This window comes from Burkholderia sp. AU33423 (genome assembly GCF_002223135.1).
In the GTDB taxonomy this organism is placed as follows: domain Bacteria; phylum Pseudomonadota; class Gammaproteobacteria; order Burkholderiales; family Burkholderiaceae; genus Burkholderia; species Burkholderia lata_D.
Map to the genome: position 1 here is coordinate 936,316 of NZ_NKFH01000007.1, position 17,194 is coordinate 953,509.

Genomic DNA, 17,194 nt, shown 5'->3' on the forward strand with positions numbered 1-17,194 from the left:
CTGCCGGATACCGCGCAGCGTCAAAGCGCCGCACCAGTTGTCAAATGTCGCCGAGGTGGCGGCGCAGGAACTCGTGGAAGTGCTGCATGCCGTCTTCCATCGGGCTCTGGTACGGGCCGACCTGTGACTCGCCGCGTGCCATCAGCGCACGGCGGCCGGCGTCCATCCGCATCGCGATCTCGTCGTCCTCGACGGCCGTTTCCATATAGGCGGCGCGTTCCGCCTCGACGAATTCGCGTTCGAACAGCGCGATTTCCTCGGGGTAATAGAACTCGACGATGTTGGTCGTCTTTTGCGGGCCTTGCGGAATCAGCCACGACACGACGAGCACGTGCGGATACCACTCGATCATCAGGCCCGGGTAGTAGACCATCCAGATCGCGCCGAACTCCGGCGGCACGCCGTTGCGGAACTTCAGCACCTGCTCGTGCCATTTCTGGTAAGTCGCGCTGCCCGGTTTCGCGAGGGCGTTGTGCACGCCGACCGTCTGCACGCTGTACCAGTCGCCGAACTCCCACTTGAGGTCGTCGCACGACACGAAGCTGCCGAGGCCCGGGTGGAACGGGACGACGTGGTAATCCTCGAGGTAGACCTCGATGAACGTCTTCCAGTTGTAATCGCACTCGTGCACTTCGACGTGATCGAAGAGGTACTCGGAGAAGTCGAAGTGATGCTTCGTGCCGAGGTTGGCGAGGTCGCGCGCGACATTCCGGCCCTCGGCCTCGAACAGCAGCCCCTGCCAGTTCTGCAGCGGGCTCTTGCCGAGGTTCAGGCACGGCTTGTCGAGGAAGTGCGGCGCGCCGAGCAACTGGCCTTCCAGGTCGTACGTCCAGCGGTGCAGCGGGCACACGATGTTCTGCGTATGGCCGCGCCCGTTGAGCATGATCGCCTGCCGGTGGCGGCACACGTTCGACAGCAGTTCGACCTGGTTCGCCTGGTTGCGGACCAGCACGCGGCCTTCCTTCTCGGACGGCAGCGCAAAATAATCCCCCGCCTCGGGCACCATCAACTCGTGCCCGACGTAACGAGGTCCTTTCTTGAAGAGGGTTTCGATCTCGCGCTCGAGTAGCGCCTCATCGAAGTATGCAGTGACTGGAAGCTGGCTGTGAGCCGACTTCAACTGAAGCGCATCGCTCAGATTGGACATTCCCACTCCCGGTGTTAGCGTGAAAGCAGTGAACAACCCAACCATCGAAAAATCGATTTAGGGAAACGGGGAATTATACCCGGTTCGCCTCGCAAGGCTAGGATTAAGTGCCTGATTTGTGTCAATTTTTTGTCGGGCGGCAATCCGAAGGCGCACAATGTGTGTCGAAGATGGGGCCGGAATATGTACCCGGATGTACCCGGGAGCCCAAGTCGGCAGGTCGGAAAATTCTCTTTTGCCGTAGAATGTCCGACTTGTTTTGAAATTTGACACCCTCGTCCATGGCGAAAACCGCATCCCCAGGCGCCACGCCGCCCGGTAATGGCACCGAACCGTTGCCGGACAATTACGAGATGGCGCTCGCGGAACTCGAGACGCTGGTTGCCCGGATGGAAGGCGGCGCGTTGAGCCTCGAGGATTCACTGGCGGCGTATCGCCGCGGTGCGACCCTCGTTGCGTTTTGCCAACAGCAGCTCGAGAAAGTGGAGCAGCAGGTTCGCGTGCTCGACGGCGCGACGCTGAAGCCGCTTTCGTCCGGAACGGCCGCCACGGACGGCGAAGACGACGATCTATGACATTCGAACAATGGATGCGGTCCGTGCTTGACCGTGTCGAGGACGCACTCGGCCACTATTTGCCCGCTGAAACCGCGGTGCCGGAGAAACTCCACGAGGCGATGCGCTATGCGGTCCTCGGCGGCGGTAAACGCGTTCGCCCGCTGCTGTGCCATGCAGCAGGCGAACTGACCGGCGCGACGGAAGCGGCGCGCAATGCGGCGGCGGCGGCACTGGAGATGATCCACGTCTACTCGCTCGTGCACGACGACATGCCGTGCATGGACGACGACGCGCTGCGTCGGGGCAAGCCGACGGTGCACGTGCAGTACGACGAGCCGACGGCACTGCTGGTCGGCGACGCGCTGCAGTCGCAGGCGTTCGTTGCGCTGACCGACGCCGCTGCGCTGTCGCCGGTGCAGCAGGCCGCGCTCGTGCGCGAGCTGGCGCTGGCAAGCGGCTCGATCGGCATGGCCGGCGGGCAGGCGATCGACCTGGCGAGCGTCGGCCTCAAGCTGACGCGCGAGCAGCTCGAGACGATGCACCGGATGAAGACGGGCGCACTGCTGCGCGCGGCCGTGCGGATGGGCGCGCTGGCCGGCGAGACGCCGTCCGCGGAAACGATGGCTGCGCTCGATGTATACGCGGGGGCCGTGGGTCTGGCCTTCCAGGTCGTCGACGACATTCTCGACGTCACGACCGATTCGGCGACGCTCGGCAAGACGGCCGGCAAGGATGCGGCGAACGACAAGCCGACCTATGTATCGATCCTCGGCCTCGAAGCGTCGCGCGAGCTCGCAGCACAACTGCGCGCCGAAGCGCACGACGCGCTGAAACCGTTCGGCGCACGCGCACAGCGTCTGGCCGAACTTGCCGACCTGGTAGTGAACCGGGTCAGCTGACGCGAAAGCCCGCCGCCGCGCACCTGCTACGGTGCGTGCAACAGAATGCGGGCGCGTTTGATTTCCTACAATGGAACGACGATGTACGACTTGCTGAAAACCATCGACGACCCGGCGGATTTGCGCCGCCTCGATCGTCGCCAACTTCAACCGCTCGCGGATGAACTGCGCGCGTTCGTGCTCGACAGTGTGTCGAAGACGGGCGGCCATTTGTCGTCCAACCTCGGGACGGTCGAGCTGACGATCGCGTTGCACTACGTGTTCAACACGCCGAACGATCGGATCGTCTGGGACGTGGGCCACCAGACCTACCCGCACAAGATCCTGACGGGCCGCCGCGACCAGATGCATTCGCTGCGCCAGCAGGACGGCATCTCGGGCTTCCCGCGTCGTAGCGAATCCGAATACGACACGTTCGGCACCGCGCACTCGAGCACGTCGATCTCGGCCGCGCTCGGCATGGCGATCGGCAGCCAGCTGAACGGCGACGACCGCTTCTCGATCGCCGTGATCGGCGACGGTGCGATGACGGCCGGCATGGCGTTCGAGGCGATGAACAATGCAGGCGTGTCGGAAGATGCGAAGCTGCTCGTGATCCTGAACGACAACGACATGTCGATCTCGCCGCCGGTCGGCGCGCTGAATCGCCATCTCGCCCGCCTGATGTCGGGCCGCTTCTATGCGGCTGCGCGCGCGGGCGTCGAGCGCGTGCTGAGCGTGGCGCCGCCGGTGCTCGAACTCGCGCGCAAGCTCGAGGAGCACGCGAAGGGCATGGTCGTGCCGGCCACGTTGTTCGAAGAGTTCGGCTTCAACTACATCGGCCCGATCGACGGTCACGATCTCGATTCGCTGATCCCGACGCTGCAGAACATCCGCGAACTGCGCGGCCCGCAGTTCCTGCACGTGGTGACGAAGAAAGGCCAGGGCTACAAGCTTGCCGAAGCGGATCCCGTGCTCTACCACGGCCCCGGCAAGTTCAATCCGGCCGAAGGCATCAAGCCGTCCACCGCACCCGCGAAGAAGACGTACACGCAGGTGTTCGGCGAGTGGCTGTGCGACGAAGCCGAGCGCGATACGCGCGTCGTCGGCATCACGCCCGCGATGCGCGAAGGCTCGGGCATGGTCGAGTTCGAGAAGCGCTTCAAGGATCGCTACTACGACGTCGGCATTGCCGAGCAGCACGCGGTGACGTTCGCGGGCGGCATGGCAACCGAAGGCCTCAAGCCCGTCGTCGCGATCTACTCGACGTTCCTGCAGCGTGCATACGACCAGCTGATCCACGACGTCGCGCTGCAGAACCTGCCGGTCGTGTTCGCGATCGACCGTGCGGGCCTCGTCGGCGCGGACGGCGCGACGCATGCGGGCGCGTACGATCTCGCGTTCATGCGCTGCATCCCGAACATGACGATCATGGCTGCGTCCGACGAGAACGAATGCCGCCAGATGCTGCACACGGCGCTGCAGCAGCCGAACCCGACCGCAGTGCGCTATCCGCGCGGCGCGGGCACGGGCGTGCCGACGGTGAAGGAATTCACCGAGATCCCGCTCGGCAAGGGTGAAGTGCGTCGCCAGACGTCGCAGCCGGAAGGCAAGCGCGTTGCAATCCTCGCGTTCGGCACGATGGTCGCACCGTCGCTCGCCGCGGCCGAGGAGCTCGATGCAACCGTCGCGAACATGCGCTTCGTGAAGCCGGTCGATGCGGCGCTCGTGCGTGAGCTCGCCGAGACGCACGACTACCTCGTCACGGTCGAGGAAGGCTGCGTGATGGGTGGCGCGGGCTCGGCCTGCGTGGAAGCCCTGATGGAGAGTGGGGTTATCCGACCCGTACTACAATTGGGCCTCCCTGACCTGTTCATCGATCACGGCGACCCCGCGAAGCTGCTGTCGCAATGCGGCCTCGACGGCGCGGGTATCGCGAAATCGATTCGCGAACGCTTTCTGAATCCGGCGGCCGATGTCGCCGGTCAGGCGAAGCGCGTCGCATAAGCTGGCGCCGCCCGCGGGCGGCGTCGGTGCGACTGGCGCAACCGGTCTTCATTGATGCGGAAAACATGGGCCTGCGGGCCCATGTTGCTTTTCCGGCTGCCGCATGACGCGGCGTGCGCGTCGTCGAACGCGCGGCTTACAAGGATTGAACAAGATGAACCAGATGAATCCCGCCTTCGTGATGCCCGACGTGCAGAGCACGGTGGATACCCGCCAGATTCCGATTCAGCGTGTGGGCGTGAAGGCGGTCCGGCATCCGTTGACGGTGTGCACCGAAAGCGGCGACGTGCAGCCGACCGTCGGTGTCTGGAACCTCGATGTCCGCCTGCCCGCCGACCAGAAGGGCACGCACATGTCGCGCTTCGTTGCGCTGCTCGAAGAGAACCGTGCGCCGCTGACGGTCGAGCGTTTCCGCGCGATGCTCGCATCGATGCTCGAGAAGCTGGAAGCCGAAGCCGGTCGCATCGAGGTCACGTTCCCGTACTTCGTGAACAAGACGGCGCCGGTGTCAGGCGTGCAGAGCCTGCTCGACTATGAAGTGACGCTCGCGGGCGAAAGCCGCAACGGCGACACGCGCCTGTTCCTGAAGGTGCTCGTGCCCGTGACGAGCCTGTGCCCGTGCTCGAAGAAGATCTCGCAGTACGGCGCGCACAACCAGCGTTCGCACGTGACGATCGACGCGGAGCTCGCGGCCGACCTGCCGGTCGAGGCGCTGATCCGCATCGCCGAGGAAGAGGCGTCGTGCGAGCTGTGGGGCCTGCTGAAGCGTCCGGACGAGAAGTTCGTCACCGAGCGTGCGTACGAGAATCCGAAGTTCGTCGAGGATCTCGTGCGCGACGTCGCGCAGCGTCTCGACGCGGACGAGCGCGTGGTGGCGTACGTGCTCGAAGCCGAGAACTTCGAGTCGATCCACAATCACAGCGCGTATGCGCTGATCGAACGCGACAAGCGACAGGCTGCATAACGCCGCGGCGTTTTGTCGCGCCGATGAAGAAAGGCCGCTCAAAATCGAGCGGCCTTTCTGTTTGCCGATGCGACATTGCGGCGCGTGCGTGGCGCGGCTCAGCGCGCGAGCGATGCGAGATCCCAGCGCGGCTTCACCGTGAATGCATAGTCGGCATTCGCCTGCTCGGGCCAGCGGCCGAGCCGCAATGCGCCCGCGAGCGCGATCATCGCGCCGTTGTCGGTGCAGAGTGCGAGATCGGGGTAGTGCACGTCGAAGCCGCGCTTGGCCGCGGCGGCCGACAGCGCAGCGCGCAACTGGCGGTTCGCGCCGACCCCGCCCGCGACCACGAGGCGCTTGAGCTTCGCCTTCTTCAGCGCGGCGAGCGACTTGGCGACGAGCACGTCGACGGCCGCGTCGACGAAGCCGCGCGCGAGGTCGGCCTTCGCGCGTTCGAGTGCTTCACCTTCGATCTTCGCCGCTTCGAACTTCTTCATCTGCGTGAGCACGGCGGTCTTCAGGCCGCTGAAGCTGAAGTCGAGGTCGCCCGAATGCAGCATCGGGCGCGGCAGCACGACCGCACCCGGCGTGCCGGTTTCGGCGAGCTTCGACACTTCCGGGCCGCCCGGGTAGCCGAGGCCGATCAGCTTGGCCGTCTTGTCGAATGCTTCGCCGGCCGCGTCGTCGAGCGTTTCGCCGAGCGTCTCGTACACGCCGACGTCGGTCACGCGCATCAGTTGTGTGTGGCCGCCGGATACCAGCAGCGCGACGAACGGGAATGGCGGCGGCTGGTCGACGAGCAGCGGCGACAGCAGGTGGCCTTCGAGGTGGTGGATGCCGACGGTCGGCTTGTTCCAGGCGAGCGCGAGCGCATTCGCGATGCTCGCGCCGACCAGCAGCGCGCCGGCAAGGCCGGGGCCTTGCGTGAACGCGATCGCGTCGATGTCGTCGCGGCGCGTGCCGCTTTGCGCCATCACTTCCTCGAGCAGCGGCAGCGCGCGGCGGATGTGGTCGCGCGACGCGAGCTCGGGCACGACGCCGCCGTATTCGCGGTGCATGGCGATCTGCGAGTGGAGCGCGTGCGCGAGCAGGCCGCGCTGCGTGTCGTAGAGCGCAAGGCCGGTTTCGTCACAGGAGCTTTCGATGCCGAGAACGAGCATGGGTGCGGGCAGGGCGCGCCTTGTCGGGCGCGCCGCAGGAAGGTCAACGTAACCGGAAAGTATAGCAGGCGAGGGCCTGCCCCCGCTGGCAGCGGCCCGGGCCGGATGCCGGGCAGGTACAATCCGCGCCATGGAAACTTATGACATCGCCGTGATCGGCGCGGGCGCCGCCGGAATGATGAGCGCCGCGGTTGCCGGGCAGCTCGGCCGCCGCGTCGTGCTGATCGATCACGCGCCGCGGCTCGCCGAGAAGATCCGCATCTCGGGCGGCGGCCGCTGCAACTTCACGAACCTGTACGCCGGCCCCGACAACTATCTGTCGTCGAATCCGCATTTCGCGCGCTCGGCGCTGGCGCGCTATACGCCGCGCGACTTCCTCGGGCTGCTCAAGCGCCATCACGTGACCTGGCACGAAAAGCACAAGGGCCAGCTCTTTTGCGACCACGGCAGCGACGCGATCATCGACGTGCTGAAGCACGAGTGCGACGCGGGCGGCATCGCGTGGCGCCGGCCCGTCGTCGTCGACGCGGTGCGCCACGCGCCGTCGGACGGCTTCACGCTCGACACGCAGCAGGCGGGGACGATCGGTGCGCGCGCACTGATCATCGCGACCGGCGGCCTGTCGATCCCGAAGATCGGCGCGACCGACTTCGGCTACCGGATCGCCAAGCAGTTCGGTCACAAGCTCATCGATACGCGGCCGGCACTCGTGCCGCTGACGTTCGCGCAGCAGGACTGGGAGCCGTTCGCGGCATTGTCCGGCGTATCGCTCGAAGTGCGCGTATCGACCGGCGACAAGAAGCGCGGCGGCGAATTCGTCGAGGACCTGTTGCTGACCCATCGCGGCCTGTCCGGGCCCGGGATCCTGCAGATCTCGAGTTACTGGCAGCCCGGCGACCCGATTCGCGTCGATCTCTTGCCGCAGCGCGACACGGTGGCCGACCTGATCGATGCGAAGCGCACGTCGAAGCGCCAGATCGGTTCGCTGCTCGCGGACTGGGTGCCGTCGCGCCTCGCACATGCGTGGCTCGACACGCATCGCGTCGCGGCCGACGCGCGGCTCGCGGACCTGCCCGACAAGACGCTGCGCCAGATCGGCGACGCGCTGTCCGGCTGGACGCTGACGCCGAACGGCACCGAGGGCTACAAGAAGGCCGAAGTGACGAAGGGTGGGGTCGACACGCGCGACCTGTCGTCGGCGACGATGATGAGCGCGCGCGTACCGGGGCTGTTCTTCGTCGGCGAGGCGGTGGACGTGACGGGCTGGCTCGGCGGCTACAACTTCCAGTGGGCGTGGGCGTCCGGCACGGCGGCCGGGCAGGCGGCGGCGGAGTATGCGCGCGGCGCCTGACGGGGCCGGGCCGGGGCCGTTTTGGCGGGACCAGGCCCCGTGCCTTTAGGCAATCGCTCTGCTATACTCGGTAGTCTTTCCCTGCAAACCTTTATTCGTGTCGGATCATGACGATCATTCGCGTTAAAGAGAACGAGCCGTTCGAAGTTGCAATGCGTCGCTTCAAGCGTACGATCGAGAAGAACGGTCTGCTGACCGAGCTTCGTGCGCGCGAGTTTTACGAGAAGCCGACCGCGGAGCGCAAGCGCAAGAAGGCTGCTGCAGTGAAGCGTCATTACAAGCGTATCCGCAGCCAGACACTGCCGAAGAAGCTGTACTGAACGATTGGGCGCCGCGCGGTTCGCTGAGCGGCGCACCGGCGACTCCGTGCGATCAGGTGATCGCGAAAGGCCGAGCATGATCGGGCGAGCCGCCGATGCCGGATTCGAGCAACCCGCTTGAGACATTGTCCCAAGCGGGTTTTTGTGTTGACGCCCTTTGCCGGGCGTCGGATTCACGTTTCCTTCCCGGGTGAAAGATGAGTTTGAAAGAGCAGATCAGCGAAGACATGAAGGCCGCGATGCGCGCGAAGGAAAGCGAGCGCCTGGCAACGATTCGCCTGCTGATGGCCGCGATCAAGCAGCGCGAAGTCGACGATCAGATCACCCTCGACGATGCGGGCATCACGGCCGTGATCGACAAGATGATCAAGCAGCGCAAGGATTCGATCAGCCAGTTCCAGGCAGCCAATCGTGACGACCTCGTCGCGAAGGAGCAGGCCGAGCTGGTCGTGCTGAGCGGCTACATGCCCGAGCAGCTGTCGGAGGCCGAGGTGGCCGCCGAAGTCCAGGCCGCGGTCGCGCAGACGGGCGCCGCCGGCCCGCAGGACATGGGCAAGGTGATGGGCGTGCTGAAGGGCAAGCTCGCCGGCCGCGCCGACATGACGGCCATTTCCGCGCTGGTCAAGGCCGCGCTCACGAAGTAACACCTGTTTCCCCGGCGCGCCGTGCGTGCGCCGGGGTGTCGTATTGTCTTTTTTTCGCTCGATCCCACGGTGATTCCGCATTCGTTCCTGCAGGATTTGCTGAACCGCGTCGATATCGTCGACGTGGTGGGCCGGTACGTGCAGCTCAAGAAGGGCGGCGCCAACTTCATGGGGCTGTGCCCGTTCCATAACGAGAAAAGCCCGTCGTTTACGGTCAGCCCGACCAAGCAGTTCTATCACTGCTTCGGTTGCGGCGCGCACGGTACGGCGATCGGCTTCCTGATGGAACATGCGGGGCTCACGTTCCCGGAGGCCGTGCAGGAGCTCGCGCAGTCCGTCGGCCTGACCGTGCCGCACGAGCCGTCGATGCGTGGCGGCGGTGGTGGCGGAGGCGGTGGTGGCGACTATCCGGCGCCGGTGTCGAAATCGGTCGCGACCGCGCTGTCCGATGCGATGACAACTGCTTGTGACTACTACCGCAAGCAGTTGCGCGGCGCGACCGTCGCGATCCAGTACCTGAAGAACCGGGGCCTGACCGGCGAGATCGCCGCGCGCTTCGGACTCGGTTATGCGCCGGACGGCTGGCAGAACCTCGAAGCCGCGTTCCCGGATTATCGCGACGAGTCGCTCGTCGAGTCGGGGCTCGTGATCGTCAGCGAGAAGACCGATGCGCAGGGCGTCGCGCGCCGCTACGACCGGTTCCGCGAGCGGATCATGTTCCCGATTCGCAACGTGAAGGGGCAGGTGATCGGCTTCGGCGGCCGCGTGCTCGGCAGCGGCGAGCCGAAGTACCTGAATTCGCCTGAAACCCCGCTGTTCAACAAGGGCAGCGAGCTGTACGGCCTGTTCGAGGCGCGGCTCGCGATTCGCGAGCGCAAGTACGTGCTGGTCGTCGAAGGCTACATGGACGTCGTCGCGCTCGCCCAGCTCGGGTTCCCGAACGCGGTCGCGACGCTCGGCACCGCGTGCACGCCGATTCACGTGCAGAAGCTGCTGCGCCAGACCGATACGGTCATTTTCAGTTTCGACGGCGATTCGGCCGGGCGGCGAGCGGCCCGGCGAGCGCTCGAGGCATGCCTGCCGCATGCGGGGGACAACCGCACGATCCGGTTCCTTTTTCTGCCGTCCGAGCACGATCCGGACAGCTATGTGCGCGAGTTCGGCGAGGCGGCGTTCTCGGAGCAGGTCGAGCGTGCGATGCCGCTGTCACAATTTTTGCTGAACGAAGCAATTTCCGGCAAGGCGCTCGATCAGCCGGAAGGCCGCGCGAAGGCGCTGTTCGATGCGAAGCCGTTATTGCAGGCGCTGCCCGCGAACGCGTTGCGCGCGCAGATCATGCACATGTTCGCCGACCGCCTCGACATTCCGTTCGAAGAGGTCGCGGCGCTGTCCGACGTCGATACGCGGATCGCGGCACCGCCGCGCCAGGCGCCTGCGCGCAGCGAGCGGCGCCGCGTGACGGACAGCGAAAAGCGTGCATTGCGCACGCTGGTGATGCATCCGCGCATCGCGTCGCAGCTCGACGATGAGCAGCTGGCGACCCTGCGCGCATTGCCGCGCATCGGCGAGCTGTTCGCGGAAGTCGTCGATCATGCGCGCGCGCTGGGCGAAGGCGCGGAGTTCCGGCTGCTGTCGGATGTCCTGCGGACGTCCTCGAATGGAGCGACTTACGAGGAAATCTTCCGCGAAATTCTGGACTATGATGAAAACGTCCGCGACTTGCTGTTACAGAATCCGGAGGACGAGACGGTGCCCGAGCGGCAGCGTGAACAGGAACGGATCGCGGGGGAGGAACTGCAGGCGGCGGTGCTCAAGATGCGTTACGACGCTTGCTGCGACCGGCTCGACAGGCTGGCGCGGCAATCTACCTTCACACCCGAGGAATTGGCCGAATTGACGGAATTGAACCAGCAGCGGACCGACATGAAGCGTCGGCTCGGGCTGTAGGCGGCTGGAGAGCTTAGAGAGGGCTCCCCAGCGTGCTATAATATAAGGTTTCCAGCGGTTTGTTTTCTAAGCAGAGGCGAGAATCGCGATGGCAAAGACGACAGGCGGAAAGAAAGCAACAGGCAAGGGCTCGACGGAGCCGACCAAAAAGGTCACAGCGGCCAAGTCTGCTTCTTCCACCAGGACAACGTCTTCCGCCACGTCAGCCCCAGCAGGAAAGAAAACCGCGGCCGGCACTGCTCAGGCTGCGCCGGCGCCGGCAGCCAGAACACGGGCTGCCGCCAGACCCGACTCCGGGCCGGCCAAGCCGGCGGCGAAGCGGGCAAGTGCGAAAAGCGCAAGGGACACGACTGCCGCCGCGGACGAAACGGCAGTACGTACTACTCATGCACCCACGGTTCAACCGGCTGTCGTCCAGCAGCCGCGAGTCGATATAGCCGGTACGGCGAACTCCATGACCAAAAAGCTGAACGAAGTATCCGTCGAAGACGACGCAAATCAGAGCGACGAGCAGCCCGCAGCAGCAGCGGCTGCACCGGGCAAATCCAAGGTGCGAGATCGTCGCGCCAAGGAGAAGGCGCTACTGAAGGAAGCGTTCGCGACGAGCACGCCGGGTACGGCCGAGGAGCTCGAAGAGCGCCGCGTGAAACTGCGCGCGCTGATCAAGCTCGGCAAGGAGCGCGGCTTCCTCACGTACGCCGAAATCAACGACCACCTGCCGGACAACTTCACCGAGACCGAAGCCCTCGAAGGCATCATCGGCACGTTCAACGACATGGGCGTGGCGGTCTACGAGCAGGCGCCGGACGCGGAAACCCTGCTCCTGAACGACAACGCGCCCGCCGCGTCGTCGGACGATGAAGTCGAAGAGGAAGCGGAAGTCGCGCTGTCCACCGTCGATTCGGAATTCGGCCGCACGACCGATCCGGTCCGGATGTACATGCGTGAAATGGGCACGGTCGAGCTGCTCACGCGCGAAGGCGAAATCGAGATCGCGAAGCGGATCGAGGACGGCCTGCGCCACATGGTGATGGCCATCTCCGCGTGCCCGACGACGATCGCCGACATCCTCGCGATGGCCGAACGCGTCGCGAACGAAGAGATCCGCGTCGACGAGCTCGTCGACGGCCTGCTCGACCCGAATGCTTCGGACTCCGCCGATACCGACGGCTTCTCCGCGAAGGAAGCGGAAGCCATCGAGAACGAGGACGAGGAAGCCGAAGAGGAAGAGGAAGAAGAGGAAGAGGAGGAAGATGACGGTGCCGCGCAGGCATCGGCCAACGCCGCCCAGCTCGAAGCCCTCAAGCGTGCCTCGCTCGAGAAGTTCTCGCAAATCAGCGAGTGGTTCGACAAGATGCGTCGCGCATTCGAAAAGGAAGGCTACAAGTCGAAGGCCTACCTGAAGGCGCAGGAAACGATCCAGACCGAACTGATGACGATCCGCTTCACCGCGCGTACCGTCGAACGCCTGTGCGACACGCTGCGTGCGCAGGTGGACGAAGTGCGTCAGGTCGAACGCCAGATCCTGCACATCGTCGTCGACAAGTGCGGCATGCCGCGCTCGGAATTCATCGCGCGTTTCCCGGGCAGCGAGACCGATCTCGACTGGGCCGAGAAGATCATGGCCGAAGGCCATTCGTACAGCGCGGTGCTGTCGCGTAACATTCCGGCGATCCGCGAACAGCAGCAGCGCCTGCTCGACCTGCAGGCGCGCGTCGTGCTGCCGCTGAAGGACCTGAAGGAAACCAACCGCCAGATGGCGGCCGGCGAACTGAAGGCGCGCCAGGCGAAGCGCGAAATGACCGAGGCGAACCTGCGTCTCGTGATCTCGATCGCGAAGAAGTACACGAACCGCGGCCTGCAGTTCCTCGACCTGATCCAGGAAGGCAACATCGGCCTGATGAAGGCGGTGGACAAGTTCGAATACCGTCGCGGCTACAAGTTCTCGACCTATGCGACGTGGTGGATCCGCCAGGCCATCACGCGCTCGATCGCGGACCAGGCGCGCACGATCCGTATTCCGGTTCACATGATCGAGACGATCAACAAGATGAACCGCATCTCGCGGCAGATCCTGCAGGAAACCGGTCTCGAGCCGGATCCGGCAACGCTCGCCGAGAAGATGGAGATGCCGGAAGACAAGATCCGCAAGATCATGAAGATCGCGAAGGAGCCGATCTCGATGGAAACGCCGATCGGTGACGACGACGATTCCCATCTCGGCGACTTCATCGAGGACACCAACACGGTCGCGCCGGCGGATGCCGCGCTGCATGCGAGCATGCGCGATGTCGTGAAGGACGTGCTCGATTCGCTGACGCCGCGCGAGGCGAAGGTGCTGCGGATGCGCTTCGGTATCGAGATGAGCACCGATCACACGCTCGAGGAAGTCGGCAAGCAGTTCGACGTCACGCGTGAGCGGATCCGTCAGATCGAGGCCAAGGCGCTGCGCAAGCTGCGTCACCCGAGCCGTTCCGACAAGCTGAAGTCGTTCCTCGAAGGGAACTGATTTCCAGCGTCTCTCCTGCGAACGCCGCCGGCATCCGCGTGATGCCGGTGGCGTTTCTCTCCTTTGTTGTTACAATGCCGGCCCGGCTTCTTCGTCGGGGCAGCGTGTGACACGCTTCGCTTCTCATCAGGGCTTGTAGCTCAGCGGTTAGAGCAGTCGACTCATAATCGATTGGTCGCGGGTTCGAACCCCGCCGGGCCCACCAGATTTCATGCGCGCGATTGCGCGGCATGCCGAAAACCCGCGATGGCTTCATGCGTCGCGGGTTTTTCTTTGCGTGGACGCGTGACCCATGTCGTGATCAGGAAAGTACCGGGAAAGTGCCGCGCCGTCGTCAATCGAAGTATGCTGTAGCGCGGCCGTTCCACGCGCGACACCGGTTGCGGTCGAAGGAAAACCAGACAGCCCCGCGATCCATTCGGCGGCAAGAATAAACAGACTTCGGCCGGGAGTGGGATGGCAATCATGACCATGCTGCGTTCGTGGGGTGCGCTTCTTTCGTTGCTGGCGCTCGTTGCATGCGCGAGCCTGCCGCCGCAGGCCGAGCGCGCGCCGACGCACGCGTACACCGATACGGACAATACGCGGCTGGGTGTCGCGTTCCAGCAGCAGGCCAGCACGCATCCGGGGCAGGACGCGTTTCATCTGCTGACCGATCCGGTCGACGCACTGGATGCGCGCGTGTTGCTGGCCGATCGCGCGGACCGCTCGCTCGACCTTCAGTACTACATCTGGCACGACGATCTGACCGGGCACGAACTGGCCGACGCGATCATTCGTGCGGCCGATCGCGGCGTGCGCGTGCGTGCGCTGCTCGACGATCTCGGCACGAACGCGGACGACCGCAAGCTGCTCGAGATCAGTTCGCATCCGAACATCGAGATCCGGCTCTTCAATCCGGTCGCCACGCGCCGGTTCAAGAAGATCGGCACGGTGTTGGAGTTCTCGCGCGTCAATCGTCGCATGCACAACAAGGCGATGATCGCGGACAACCAGGCGGCGATCGTCGGCGGCCGCAATATCGGCGACGAGTATTTCGGCGCATCGTCGATGCTGGAGTTCGGCGATCTCGATGTCGTCGTTCACGGCCCGGTCGTGAAGAACATCTCGACCGAATTCGATACGTTCTGGAATTCCCCGTACGCGTATCCGATCAGTGCGCTGGTCGGGCATGACGCGGCACCGGGCGGGCTGGACCGCGAGCGTGAACGGTTGCGCGACTACCTGAGGGCGATGGAGGACAATCCATACGTGCTCGAGGCTCGGCAGCGGCTCGACCGGATCGTTCACGGGCAGGGCACGGAACTGTCGTGGGGGCACGCGACGGTGCTGTACGACGATCCGTCGAAGATCGCGCACGCACCGAAGGACAGCGACGGGCACCTGATGCCGCAGTTGCGGGCGCTCGCATTGCAGCCCGAACATGACCTGCTGATCGTGTCGCCGTATTTCGTGCCGGGCAAGGAGGTCGTCGAGCGGCTGCGCGCACTGACGGCGCGCGGCGTGCGCGTGACGGTGCTGACCAACTCGCTTGCGTCGACCGACGTGGCGGCCGTGCATGCGGGCTATCGGCACTACCGAAGCGATCTCGTGGCCGCAGGCGTGCGGCTTTACGAGCGGCGGCCGTCGGGCGACAAGAGTATCTCGAAGCAGGTCATCATCGGGTCGTCGCGTGCGTCGCTGCATGCGAAGACCTACGTGTTCGATCACAAGAGCATTTTCATCGGGTCGATGAATCTCGATCCGCGCTCGCTGAACCTCAACACGGAGATCGGCGTTTACTGCGAGAGTCCGGCGATTGCGTCGCAGGTGGCCAACGATCTGGAAGCACGGCTCGATCGAATCGCGTGGCGCGTCGAGCCGAGGACCGATCCGGCGGGCAAAGGGCAGCTCAAGTGGATTCAGACCGATTCGGACGGCAAGGTCACCGAGCTCGATCACGAACCGGAGGTGTCGGCCGCGCGGCGGATGGAAGTCTGGTTCCTCGGGCTGTTTCCGATCGAATCGCAACTGTGAGCGGCGCTGCCGCGCGCGACATTCAGCCGCGCGTGCGGCCGTGCTGTTCGATGACGGCCGCGAGCTGCATCGTCGCGGTCTCGATCGTCGTGTCGCTCAGCCCGGCGTATCCCAGCACGAAGCCGTTGTACGGCCGGCCGTCGCCGACCCGATAGCTGCTCAGCGGCTGAAGCAGCAGGCCATGCGCGGCTGCGGCGCGGGCGACGTCGGTATCGTGCAGCGGCATCGCGAGATCGGCCGACAGATGCATGCCGCCCGGGCTTTCGCGAACGCTCAGCACCGTGCCGAGGTGGCGGGCGAGTGCGGCTTCGAGACTGCTCCGCCGCGCGGCGTACAGCGCCCTCATCCGGCGCAGGTGTCGCGCAAAGAGGCCGGTGTCGATGAATTCGGCCATCGCCAGTTGATCGGCCGAGTGGCCGCGATGGACGAGTTCGCGCAGCGTGCGGGTGAAGCGTTCGACCAGAGTCGGCGGAACCACCATGAAGCCGAGTCGAAGGGCGGGAAACATCGTCTTGCTGAAGGTGCCGAGATAGCAGACCGGTGCGTCGGCATCGAGGCCCTGGATCGCGGGCAGCGGCTGGCCGCCGTGGCGGAACTCGCTGTCGTAATCGTCCTCGATGATCCACGCGCCGCACGCACGTGCGTGCTCGACTAGCGCCGCACGCCGGCGGGGGCTCATCAGCGCGCCGAGCGGGTATTGGTGCGACGGTGTCGTATAGATCAGCCGGGGCGGCCGGGTGCGCCACTGTTCTTCGGTTGGCGCCATTCCTTCGTGGTCGACCTCGATCGGCACGAGATCCAGGCCGGTCGACCGGAATGCGGTTCGGGCGCCGTTGTAGCAGGGGTTCTCGAGCCAGCCATATTCACCGGGATTCGCGAGCATGCGCGCGCACAGTTCGAGGCTGCTTTGCGTGCCGTCGGTGATGAATACCTGGCCTGTTTCGCAGCGCACGCCGCGCGAGACCCGGATGTAGGCGGCCACGGCACGCCGCAATTCGGGCAGCCCTTCGACCGGGCCGTAGGCGAGCTGCGCGGGCTTGATGGCTCTCCACGCGCGCTCGATGCAACGGCGCCATTGGGCGACGGGGAATTCATCGAGCGAAGGGAGGCCGGGAACGAACGGCAGCATGCGTTCGGGTTCGGGATCGGCGTTCTCCAGCCCGTGCACGCGCTCGGACAATCGAACCGGGGCCGGGCCGCGTTCGGGACCTGCGCCAGAACGGCCGCACCCGTCCCATAGCGTGATCGTCCCGTTGCGCGTGGCCGCCACGAAACCTTCCTCGGCAAGACGCTCGTACGCATAGACCGCCGAGTTGCGCGCGATGCCCAGCTCGGCCGCGAGCACGCGCGTCGACACGAGCCGCGTGCCGGGCGGGAGGTGCCCGTCCAGCAGCAAATTGCGCAGGCTCCGGTAGAGGGCTTCCTGCTGGCTGTGGCGTGTCGTGCCGTCCTGTCTGGAAAGCGATGAGACGAGCAGCGCGAGATCCATGGGCTGGTTCCAGAATTTTTTGGTGAGCTGGTTCTTTTGAAGATTCGACGCGCATCGTATCGTTCACGTTCTCGTGGTGCCGGCCGGTGCGCGGGCATGTCCAGCGATCGTCACGGATAGGCGCGTGCGCGTATTTTGATCGATTTGGCAAGCGACTGTCGATGGGCCGATCGACCGGTCATTCGCGCGTGCAAGCTGTAGCGTTCGATGCCATTAACTTCGTAGT

13 protein-coding genes and 1 tRNA gene are annotated in these 17,194 nt (G+C 65.0%); 11 read left to right on the top strand and 3 right to left on the bottom strand.

Going from position 1 to position 17,194, the window contains the following annotated elements:
- Window positions 1-40 precede the first annotated feature (40 nt).
- Window positions 41-1,147, bottom strand: a complete 1,107-nt coding sequence (locus CFB50_RS22825; RefSeq protein WP_089447351.1) for an aromatic ring-hydroxylating oxygenase subunit alpha — start codon at window positions 1,145-1,147, stop codon at window positions 41-43.
- Window positions 1,148-1,428: 281 nt separating this feature from the next.
- Here CFB50_RS22825 and CFB50_RS22830 point away from each other — a divergent pair, with 281 nt between their 5' ends.
- The 4 genes from CFB50_RS22830 (at window position 1,429) to folE2 (ending at window position 5,553) form a co-directional block, all read left to right on the top strand.
- Window positions 1,429-1,722: an exodeoxyribonuclease VII small subunit gene (locus tag CFB50_RS22830; RefSeq protein WP_006479428.1), complete on the top strand. Its 294-nt coding sequence runs from the start codon at window positions 1,429-1,431 to the stop codon at window positions 1,720-1,722.
- Window positions 1,719-2,603 (top strand): polyprenyl synthetase family protein, encoded by an 885-nt coding sequence (locus CFB50_RS22835; RefSeq protein WP_069251092.1) that lies wholly within the window; start codon window positions 1,719-1,721, stop codon window positions 2,601-2,603. Before CFB50_RS22830 ends, CFB50_RS22835 begins: the two co-directional genes overlap by 4 nt.
- Window positions 2,604-2,684: 81 nt before the next feature.
- A complete protein-coding gene (gene dxs, locus CFB50_RS22840) occupies window positions 2,685-4,589 on the top strand; it encodes a 1-deoxy-D-xylulose-5-phosphate synthase (protein ID WP_069251093.1) in 1,905 nt (634 codons plus the stop codon).
- A gap of 154 nt (window positions 4,590-4,743) precedes the next feature.
- Window positions 4,744-5,553, top strand: a complete 810-nt coding sequence (gene folE2 / locus CFB50_RS22845; RefSeq protein WP_006486446.1) for a GTP cyclohydrolase FolE2 — start codon at window positions 4,744-4,746, stop codon at window positions 5,551-5,553.
- Window positions 5,554-5,651: 98 nt separating this feature from the next.
- Here folE2 and tsaD read toward each other — a convergent pair whose 3' ends face one another.
- A complete protein-coding gene (gene tsaD, locus CFB50_RS22850) occupies window positions 5,652-6,692 on the bottom strand; it encodes a tRNA (adenosine(37)-N6)-threonylcarbamoyltransferase complex transferase subunit TsaD (protein ID WP_089447352.1) in 1,041 nt (346 codons plus the stop codon).
- Between the two features lie 130 nt (window positions 6,693-6,822).
- On the opposite strand from tsaD, the gene CFB50_RS22855 reads away from it, so the two are divergent.
- From CFB50_RS22855 to CFB50_RS22885, 7 genes are all read left to right on the top strand, one after another.
- Window positions 6,823-8,043 carry an NAD(P)/FAD-dependent oxidoreductase gene (locus CFB50_RS22855; RefSeq protein ID WP_089447353.1) on the top strand — a complete coding sequence of 407 codons (1,221 nt, stop codon included), beginning with the start codon at window positions 6,823-6,825 and terminating at the stop codon, window positions 8,041-8,043.
- A 107-nt stretch (window positions 8,044-8,150) separates the two neighbouring features.
- A complete protein-coding gene (gene rpsU, locus CFB50_RS22860) occupies window positions 8,151-8,363 on the top strand; it encodes a 30S ribosomal protein S21 (protein WP_006479415.1) in 213 nt (70 codons plus the stop codon).
- Between the two features lie 197 nt (window positions 8,364-8,560).
- Entirely contained in the window at window positions 8,561-9,007 is a 447-nt protein-coding gene (locus CFB50_RS22865) for a GatB/YqeY domain-containing protein (protein ID WP_089447354.1), read from the top strand.
- A gap of 69 nt (window positions 9,008-9,076) precedes the next feature.
- The gene (gene dnaG / locus CFB50_RS22870; protein WP_089447355.1) at window positions 9,077-10,954 is read left to right on the top strand and encodes a DNA primase; all 1,878 of its coding nucleotides are present in this window, start codon (window positions 9,077-9,079) and stop codon (window positions 10,952-10,954) included.
- Between the two features lie 88 nt (window positions 10,955-11,042).
- Window positions 11,043-13,463, top strand: a complete 2,421-nt coding sequence (gene rpoD / locus CFB50_RS22875) for an RNA polymerase sigma factor RpoD (protein WP_089427997.1) — start codon at window positions 11,043-11,045, stop codon at window positions 13,461-13,463.
- A 129-nt stretch (window positions 13,464-13,592) separates the two neighbouring features.
- Window positions 13,593-13,668 (top strand) — tRNA-Ile (locus CFB50_RS22880).
- A gap of 260 nt (window positions 13,669-13,928) precedes the next feature.
- Window positions 13,929-15,479 (top strand): phospholipase D family protein, encoded by a 1,551-nt coding sequence (locus CFB50_RS22885; RefSeq protein ID WP_089448399.1) that lies wholly within the window; start codon window positions 13,929-13,931, stop codon window positions 15,477-15,479.
- Window positions 15,480-15,501: 22 nt separating this feature from the next.
- Here the strand turns inward: CFB50_RS22885 and pdxR are convergent, their stop codons facing one another.
- Window positions 15,502-16,968, bottom strand: coding sequence for a MocR-like pyridoxine biosynthesis transcription factor PdxR (gene pdxR, locus CFB50_RS22890; protein ID WP_089447356.1), 1,467 nt, complete (start codon window positions 16,966-16,968; stop codon window positions 15,502-15,504).
- Window positions 16,969-17,194 lie beyond the last annotated feature (226 nt).